Raw genomic sequence first — 6090 nt, 5'->3', positions numbered from 1 at the left:
AATGCGCCGAGCAATCCTGCGAACCTGTGACCTAATGCCAGCCCTAGACCAAGCCATCGAAACCCTCCGTGATACGGATCGAGGTTGAGCCAATGACATCCGGTCGCCCGGTACTTGTCGTAACCGACATGCAAAACGGCTTCGTACGCGAGCAGTCAGCCCACATCGTTCCTGTCATCGCCGACCTGGTACGCCGCTGGCAGGCGCAAGAAGGCGACGTCCTTTTCACACGTTACCTCAACTATCCAGGTAGTCCCTTTGAACGCTTCTTCGGTTGGCGGAAGCTACAAACTGCACCCGAAACCGACATCATCTCAGAGCTCCAGTCCTACTTGCGGGCCAGCGCAGTCCTCGACAAGAGAATATATAGCCCTTTCACATCGGACGGAGAGGAGCTATTTCGGCGGAAGGGCTGGACGGAGTTCTACTTCTGCGGCATAGCCACAGAAAGCTGTGTCTTGAAAGGTGCAGTAGACGCCTTCGAGCGCGGCTTCACACCATGGCTAATCGCCGACGCTTCGGCTAGCCACGCCGGCCCAGAGGCGCATACCGCTGGCCTCTTGGTAGCGAGACGCTTCATCGGCCCGGGACAGGTGATTACGCGGAAGGAAATACCGTCATCACTCATTGGCAGCAGCCGCCCTTGACGTGCGCCGCGAGCGCATTTATTAGGAGTAAGGTCTTAGGTGCGCTTTCCGTTCGACACAGGAACAGGGTACAGGCGTGAGAACGTGCGTTCGGTCCGGCCCACTGGCTGCCCGGCGAACGTCTCAATCACTCCTCCCGCTTCACCTCAACGGGCTGGTCGAGTTGTTGCTGCCGCTTGTTCTGTTCATCACGAAGTCGTTCGACGTTAGCCGCAAAAAGGGCATACGCTTTCTTTTCGTCCAAATCTGTATAGCTTCCTACGCGAAGCTCGACAGCCTCATACTCTCGCTCGATTGCGTCTGCTGTTTGCTGCGAGTTGAAGCTCCGCTCGTGATATTTGTAGTAACCCATGAATCCTGCGGCCAATCCCACGAGAGTACTGGCTCCGACCGTCACCCATCGCGCGGCACCGTAGGAGACTGATGCTGTAGCAATCGCGGAGGTGACGACAGAGCCAACGATGATGACGCTCTGCAGACGATTGTGTATCCTCCGCGTACTGCTAGCGTCTTCTCGAAATTGAGAAATCAGGTCCGGAATATCGTCCCTATAGCGCTTCTGCGCTGGCAGCGCTGAGTCGGTCTGACCATCTGAACTGTCGTCCATGTCCGACAAGATGCGTCGACGTAGGACATGAAGCTTTTTGATCATGATGCGTGTCGCCCTCGTGCGCTTGTACTGCCGGTAGATCAGCACAGGTGAGGCGAGCAGCGAGGTGGCACACACGGCGTATATCAGCAATGAGAACCGGGCAATCTGATCAATGCCCGATAGGGCGGCAGATCCTGCGAGAGCCACAAGGGCGACGTTTCCGACGAAAGTCCAGACCTTTCCGATTCTTCGCCACACTTCTTGAAGATGGAGCTTATCTTCTGCATCGATAATTGCGCTGCGCACATGGTCGATGTCCCAACTTTCAGACTTGCCGTCAGTCAACTTGGTCCATTTTTCTTCGTTCGATTCACTCTTGCCACCCCTAGACTGAGCGATCCGCGACCACATAGTGCGACGGTATGATCACCGAATCGAGCAAGCAAGCCACAGGCGGGTCGGGTTATCGACACTTGTCAGTTGCTTCGCAACGTGCATGACCCTCATCATCGAGCCCGACCCGCTGAGGTGCTGCTCTATCCCGGGGCAGCGGGACAGTGGTCTTGGTCTCACGGGGGTTGTAGACGCCGCACTTAGCACAGCCAAGCGCCGGGACGCCGGTGGCTGCGGCCGACAACAACTGTTCCGGAGGGTCAGTGCTTTGACCACGCCCCGCTCTCTGGGCGTGGCTCGTCGGTAGGCTTCAGAGGTGGCGAGCCGGACCGGATGCAAGTCCACCGGATTGCTCGTCTCAAACGTCGTCTCGTTCATGACGGTCCACCACGGGCCACGACCGTCCTCCCAGAGGCAGACGACCAGGACAGCGACCATGCCCGTCAACGCACGGACTCGGCCGAGCAGACTTGGAAAGCGTGTTGGGTTAACACCCTCACGAGTTCGAATCTCGTATCCTCCGCTCGCACGAGCTGCTCGAACGACAGGGCCGGCCCTCACAGGGACCGGCCCTGAGTCGTCGGTACGGGCTGATCAACTCCGTATCGCTGAAGTGGCGGTATCCGGTCGGTGGTGTCACCGCCACATCGCCGAAACGGCGCGCACTCACGTCGCGGCGATCGAGCGGCGACCGAGCGGCGACCGAGCGGCGATACTGGCCGGGTGGGAGTACGTGCGCGGACGAAACCGCTCCGGACCGGCGTCGTACACATGTTCTATCCACAGGCTGTGGATGCCGGGTGAGTTACCAGCTCAGCGCGATTGTCGCGGACGCCGAACTGCTGCGCGAGGAGACCCGCGACCTGGATCATGCTGTGCTCGGCGAGTTGCGGCAGGACTTCGCGCTGCTGCCGGTGACCCCACAGTTGGTGCAGGAGTTGACAGGCGCCGCCCCGGACTACGCGACCGGCGAGCCCGGGCCGGAGCAGCCCTTCGCCCTGACTCTCTCCCCCGCGCTTACCGAAACACTGAGCCGCTGGTCGCGGCGGGGGCCGGTGGCGTACGTCGAGGCGGAGTTCGCCGGTGGTGCCGGACGCCAGGCGGCGGCGGTCTGGTTGGACGGCGCACTGACCTTCCGGCCGCGGTTCGACTCGGCGTTCGACGGGCCGCGCCCGCAGTGGCCGATCAACGCTGCCCTGATCGAGTTGGGCGCGGAGCCCGGCAACTGGATCGATCCCTTCGCCGAGCTGGGGTTGCACGTCGAGCGGAGCATCGAAGGGTGGCTCGCGCACGGACGACGCGGGCTGAGCGCCGACTACTGGGACGAGTTGGCCGAGGAATGGGAAGCCCGGCAATAACCTCGGCGCTCCCGTCACGTTGGTGACTGGGGGATTCTGATGAAATTGCGACAATTCGGCTTCATCGCCGCACTGCTTCTGGCTGCCTCGGTGTCGGGCAGCGGACCCATGCCACCGGAGGGCATCGCCATGCCCGAACCCGTCGCGTCGGTCACCGTTGTCGATCTCGACGGACTGGCCGATGTGGACTTCGGGGACACCGAGGCCGAGCTGACCCGGCGCGGGATACTTCGGACCGACGTCGACGCCTGCGGTCCGACGCTTGCCGGCCACGCCATGATCAGTCCGATCTTCATCGACGATCGGCTGGTGCTGCTCTGGGCCGGCGACCCGGTCCGCACCCCGGAGGGGATCGCGGCCGGCACACCGATCACCGAGGTCCGGGCCGCATATCCGACGGTACGCGAGCTGAACGCTCCACAGGGGACGTACCGTTTCGACGGTCTACTCGCTCGCGACGGCGACCGCGCCTACCTCTTCCTGCACGACGGGCAGGCGGTCCAGAAGATCATCGCTGGCTACGCCAGTTGGGCGCATCGCCTCTTCGTCGAGGGCCACGGCCCCTGCTGACCCGGCGAGACCAGCGCCCGAGCGTCGGCCTGCTCAGCGGGGGTGTGGGACCGGGTGCAGGCAGATCCCGTGCATCAGCACCTGCATGATCGAACGCGTCAGTTCCTCGGGCGGGGTCGCACGGGCCCAGACGAACGTGTAGATGAACAGGCCCAGGATGCCCTCCACGAATGCGTGGTCAAGCGTCCGGAACTCGCCGGCGGTCGCCCCCTCCTGGAGGACGCGCCGCCACCGGTCGAGGTACTGCTGGCGGCGCTGGAGGATCTGCGCCTTGCCGTCCGCGCCGAGGACGCTGTACTCGCGGAGGAACACCGTCCAGGCGGCGAGGTCGGCGGCCATCGCGTTGCCGAGGTCGGTACCGAGTTGCCGCAGCTTGGTGGTGGCGTCGCCGTCGGTGGCCAGGATCTGGTCGCTGCTGACGAGGATGCGGTCGATCGGGTCGAGCATGATCTCCAGCAGCAACTCTTCCTTGCTGGCGATGTGGTGGTAGAAGCCGCCCTTCTGCAGGCCGACCGCGTCGAGTAGCTCAGCCAGACCCGTCCCGTGGTACCCCTGCCGCGCAAACAGGTCTGCGCTGGCGGTGAGGATGCGGGCCCGCGTGTCTTCGCTCCTCGTTCGCATCAGATCGTCCCTTTCAATAACCCCGGCCGAATGCGAGCGGGTTACGTTTCGATTTCATGCTTCCGGACCGACCGGTCGGTCCGGTACCGTCCTCCTCAACGTACCGACTGGTCGGTAGGGGTCGCTGGGGAGGTGACACATGCCGGATAGTGCAGCAGCTGATGGCCTGCTCGCGGTCCATGACGGCCTGCGGACGGCCCTCGCCGGACGCCCCGAGATCCACGTCGCCTGGGGCCCGGAACTGGCTGAGGACGCTTCCCCCGCCGCCGCGGCGCTCCGTGCCGCCGAGGCGAGTTGGGAATGGAGTGCCCTGGGCTTCGCCAGCCGATCCTTCTGGGATCTGCACGTGGGCATCCTTCCCGTCGAGTCGGGCTTCTCCGTAGGCCTGCACTGGACCCGCGCACTCGACCACGAGGTCCGCCCGTGGGCACCGATCGCGGTGCCCGGAGGAACCCTGCGGTTCGCCGCAGTCGCCGGAGAGTACCAACTGCTCACCGCCGACTCCACAGGCGTCGCGACGCACAGTATCCGATCCGCCGTGGACGTGGCCCTGGCCGTCGCCACCCGGGTCCTATCCAAGATCACCGAAGACGCTCACCCGGCCGAGGTGTTCGCACCAACAGATTGCACTACTAGGGAGAAGACATGCGGTTGAAGGGAAGGCTGGTCGTCGCCACGTTGGCGAGCACCTGCATGCTGTTCGCCGCCGGGTGCGGTAACGCGACCGGCGGCTCGAAGTCGTCGGCGGGTTCGTCGGGCTCGTCGGCCAACGGTTGCGACGTCAAGGAGATCGGTCCGGGTGTCACGGACAGTGAGATCCGGGTGGGCACCACCATGCCGCTGTCCGGCTCGGGCGCCGCGGGTGGTCTCGGCACCAAGGAAGGGCAGGAGGCGTACTACGCCAAGCTGAACGCCGAGGGTGGCGTACAGGGTCGGAAGATCAAGCCGATCATCCTCGACGACGCGTACGACCCGTCGACCGCCCAGAAGCAGATGCGTCAGCTGGTCGAGAAGGAGGAGATCCTCGTCGTCTCCGGCGGTGAGGGCACCCCCAACTTCCTCGGCGCCGTGCCGTACCTCGACCGCAAGAAGGTACCGGCCATCGCCCCGTACGCGCCAAGCGACGAGCTCGGCGGCGACAAGAACCAGCACGTCTTCATGGCGACGGTCGACTACATCCAGGAATTCGAGATCCTGACCGACTACGTGCTCGACCAGGAGACGCCGAAGAAGATGGCGCTCGTCGGTGTGGCCGGCAACGTCGGCGACAACGCGAAGCTCGGCATGGAGAAGGCGCTCGAGGGCAAGGGCATCGAGCTGCTCTACGTCCCCGAGACGCCGGGCACCACCGACTTCACCCCGATCGCGACTCAGCTCAAGCAGTTCGACGCCGAGTACGTGTTCCTCATCCTGACCAACGCCGACACCGGCGGCCTGCTCCAGGCGATGTCCCGCATCGGGTACACCCCGAAGACCGGTGCCTGGGCCGGCATGAGCGACGACTCCTACATCAAGGAGTTCGGTGCGCTCTCGCAGGACATGCTTGTCGCGCTGGAGACCTCGTCGCTGGAGAGCGACAACCCGCTGGTCAAGCAGTTCGTCGCGGACTTCACCGCGCAGACCGGCAAGGCGCCGAGCAAGTTCAACCAGCTCGGCTGGGTGCAGGCGCAGCTGACCGCCGAGGCCCTGAAGCGGGCCGAGGGTCTCAACCGCGGCTGCGTGGTCGAGGCGCTCGAGACCTTCGAGAACTTCGAGACCGGCATTCTGCCCCCGGTGACCTGGGGCAAGGGCGACCGCGCCGGCGTTGACGCGGTCGGCATCGGCCAGATCAAGGGCGACAAGCTCGTCGTCCTCGAAGAGACCAAGTCCCTGCAGAAGTGACCCCTCCGGGGGTGGGTCCGGCGAAACC

General features: G+C 64.2%; 7 protein-coding genes. 5 read left to right on the top strand and 2 right to left on the bottom strand.

The window, feature by feature from the left end:
- Positions 1–92: 92 nt before the first annotated feature.
- Positions 93–647, top strand: a complete 555-nt coding sequence (locus tag Vgi01_RS26690) for a cysteine hydrolase family protein (protein WP_204292915.1) — start codon at positions 93–95, stop codon at positions 645–647.
- Positions 648–774: 127 nt separating this feature from the next.
- Here Vgi01_RS26690 and Vgi01_RS30910 read toward each other — a convergent pair whose 3' ends face one another.
- Positions 775–1650 carry a DUF4231 domain-containing protein gene (locus tag Vgi01_RS30910; RefSeq protein ID WP_239089175.1) on the bottom strand — a complete coding sequence of 292 codons (876 nt, stop codon included), beginning with the start codon at positions 1648–1650 and terminating at the stop codon, positions 775–777.
- 782 nt (positions 1651–2432) lie between these two features.
- Here Vgi01_RS30910 and Vgi01_RS26680 point away from each other — a divergent pair.
- Both Vgi01_RS26680 and Vgi01_RS26675 read left to right on the top strand, forming a co-directional pair.
- A complete protein-coding gene (locus Vgi01_RS26680; RefSeq protein ID WP_204292914.1) occupies positions 2433–2990 on the top strand; it encodes a hypothetical protein in 558 nt (185 codons plus the stop codon).
- 39 nt (positions 2991–3029) lie between these two features.
- Positions 3030–3560, top strand: coding sequence for a thioredoxin domain-containing protein (locus tag Vgi01_RS26675; RefSeq protein WP_204292913.1), 531 nt, complete (start codon positions 3030–3032; stop codon positions 3558–3560).
- A 33-nt stretch (positions 3561–3593) separates the two neighbouring features.
- On the opposite strand, the gene Vgi01_RS26670 is transcribed toward Vgi01_RS26675, so the two are convergent.
- Positions 3594–4181 (bottom strand): TetR/AcrR family transcriptional regulator, encoded by a 588-nt coding sequence (locus tag Vgi01_RS26670; protein ID WP_102660086.1) that lies wholly within the window; start codon positions 4179–4181, stop codon positions 3594–3596.
- 139 nt (positions 4182–4320) lie between these two features.
- Here Vgi01_RS26670 and Vgi01_RS26665 point away from each other — a divergent pair, with 139 nt between their 5' ends.
- Both Vgi01_RS26665 and Vgi01_RS26660 read left to right on the top strand, forming a co-directional pair.
- Positions 4321–4836 (top strand): hypothetical protein, encoded by a 516-nt coding sequence (locus Vgi01_RS26665; protein WP_102660085.1) that lies wholly within the window; start codon positions 4321–4323, stop codon positions 4834–4836.
- On the top strand, positions 4827–6062 hold the full coding sequence (locus Vgi01_RS26660) for an ABC transporter substrate-binding protein (protein ID WP_204292912.1): 1236 nt from the start codon (positions 4827–4829) through the stop codon (positions 6060–6062). Before Vgi01_RS26665 ends, Vgi01_RS26660 begins: the two co-directional genes overlap by 10 nt.
- Positions 6063–6090 lie beyond the last annotated feature (28 nt).

It is taken from the genome of Micromonospora gifhornensis, from assembly GCF_016863515.1.
In the GTDB taxonomy this organism is placed as follows: Bacteria; Actinomycetota; Actinomycetes; order Mycobacteriales; family Micromonosporaceae; genus Micromonospora; species Micromonospora gifhornensis.
This window is presented reverse-complemented; position numbering and strand designations above follow the sequence as displayed.